This is a genomic window from Methanosarcina sp. UBA5, assembly GCF_002505485.1.
Taxonomy (GTDB): domain Archaea; phylum Halobacteriota; class Methanosarcinia; order Methanosarcinales; family Methanosarcinaceae; genus Methanosarcina.
Window position 1 is genome coordinate 612 of sequence record NZ_DAVG01000133.1, and the last position, 2,434, is coordinate 3,045.

The 2,434-nt window shown below is 41.8% G+C and carries 1 tRNA gene and 1 pseudogene (1 of these 2 running past the window's edge); one reads left to right on the forward strand and one right to left on the reverse strand.

Annotated elements, in window-relative coordinates:
* Positions 1-2,085 (forward strand): annotated as a pseudogene (locus BP621_RS16630) (MEDS domain-containing protein) (it extends 494 nt beyond the left edge of the window).
* 233 nt (positions 2,086-2,318) lie between these two features.
* On the opposite strand, the gene BP621_RS16635 reads toward BP621_RS16630, so the two are convergent.
* Positions 2,319-2,390, reverse strand: a tRNA-Ala gene (locus BP621_RS16635).
* Positions 2,391-2,434: the final 44 nt, after the last annotated feature.

Below are 2,434 nucleotides of genomic sequence, written 5' to 3' on the forward strand. Positions count from 1 at the left end.
GGAAAATGGGAGCGAATAGAAAATTCCGGAAGGAGAAGGGCTGAAAAAGAAGCTATTCAAGCTGCAAAAAACTGGAGATATACCTTTGATGCTGTACCAGACCTGGTAGCCATAATCGACGATAAATATAAAGTTGTTCGTGCGAACAAAGCCATTGCGGCAAGATTGGGGGTGACACCGGAAGAGTGCATAGGGTTAACCTGCTATCGTGTTATCCATGGGACAGACAAGTCACCTTCTTTTTGCCCACACCGACAGTTGCTTAAGGATGGAGCTGAACACACCGCAGAGATTTGCGAGGATTGTCTCGGTGGTAATTTCTTAGTAAGCACCTCGCCATTATATGATTCGGAAGGAAAACTCATTGGGAAGATCTACATTGCTCGTGATATCACCAAGCAAAAGCAAGAAGAGCATAGAATTCGCAGATACAACCATATTCTTGAGGGAATTAATCAGATATTCAATAATGTAGTACAGGCAAAAACAGAAGAAGAACTCGGAAATGCATGTTTGTCTGTAGCCCTGGAAGTTACCGGCAGCCAGTTTGGTATTATTAACGAAATGGACGACGACGGGCTTCTGCACGATGTTGCAAAAAGCGAGCTGGCATGGGAACAGTGCCTTATGTACGACAAGACAGGGCATCGCCGTCCCCCGAGTGATTTTATTGTCCATGGCTTATACGGCAGTGTCATTATCAAAGAAAAAAGCTTCTTTACTAACGATCCGCAGTCACACCCCGACAGTATCGGCTTGCCATCTGGTCATCCACCTCTAACGTCGTTTCTTGGCGTGCCCCTTGTCCAGGATGGGAAAACGATGGGTTTGATCGCGGTTGCAAACCGTGAAGGTGGCTATAGCTGCGAGCAGCAGGAGGATCTTGAAGCTATTGCCCCGGCGGTGACGCAGGCTCTGCAGAGGAAAAGATCGGAAGAAGCTCTAAAAAGGGTGCATGAGAGTCTAGAAGAAAAAGTTAAAGAACGAACTGTCGAGCTTGAAAAGGCTTACAATTCATTGAAAGAAAGCGAGAAAGGGCTTGCTGAAGCTCAAAAGATGGCTAATATTGGAAACTGGAACTGGGATCTTTTAACTGGTGAAACATATTGGTCTGATGAAATATATCGGATTTTTGGGTGTAATCTTCATGAATCAAGTGCAACTTACGATGAATTTTTAAATTATATACACCCCGAAGATCGAGGTTATGTGGACAACGCTATAAAGAGAGCTTTAAACGAAAAGCCCCTTGGCATTGATTATAGGATTATTACAGCCAGTGGAGAAGAGCGTATAGTTCATGCGGAGAGCGAAGTTATTCTTGATCTGAATAATAACCCAATCAGAGCGAAAGGAATAATTCAGGATATTACAGAGAAGAAAATGGCAGAAGAAGCCCTGGCAAATCTCGAGATTGCCCGTAAGAAAGAAATCCACCACAGGATAAAAAATAACCTGCAGGTTATCTCTTCTCTCCTCGATCTTCAAGCTGATAAGTTCGATAACCTGAAAGTTATTGAGGCTTTCAGGGAAAGCCAGAACCGAGTTATATCTATGGCTCTCATCCACGAAGAACTTTATAGAGGCAAAGGAACCAATACGCTGGGATTTTCGGCATACCTGCGAAAATTAGCTGAAAATCTATTCCAGACTTACAGCCTTAAAAGTAAAAATATCCACTTGAACATGAATCTGGAAGAAAATGCATTCTTTGATATGGATGTTGCTGTCCCGCTAGGAATAATTGTTAATGAACTCATTTCCAATTCTCTCAAACATGCATTTCAGGGCAGAGACAGAGGAGAAATTCAAATCGAACTCCATAGAGACGAGAATGGAGAAAACAAAAAAGAAGGCAATAAGAGTATCAGTTTTATTCTTACCGTCTCAGATAATGGTGTTGGTATTCCTGAAAACCTTAATATTAAAGATCTTGATAGTCTTGGGTTTCAACTGATAACCACCCTTGTAGATCAGTTAGATGGAGAACTTGAACTGAAAAGAAATGCTGGAACCGAATTTGCTATAAGGTTCACAGTCAAAGAAGAAAATAATCAGACATCAAGAGCCCTTTACAACAATTAATAGACTGATGCTTCTATCCGTTTGTTATATAAGGACCTGTAAGTCTGTTCAGGCTGCTAAGCTTGCTAGTTTCCTTGGAGAGCATTAAATCTTAACGAGCGACGATCTTCCTAGAAGAGATATTTAGAAAGGTGGAAAGTTTCTAGCTACTACCTGCTTTTATAAGTGCAAATAAATGTAAAAAGGAATTTGAAAAATAGTAGTATTAATTAGGACTATTAGAAGTTATTAAATGGACCGGTCGGGAATTGAACCCGAGGCCTCTACCATGCCAAGGTAGCGATCTTCCCCTGATCTACCGGCCCATGTCAGGCTTTGCTTTATCAGCATCCCTCATACACCCAGTATC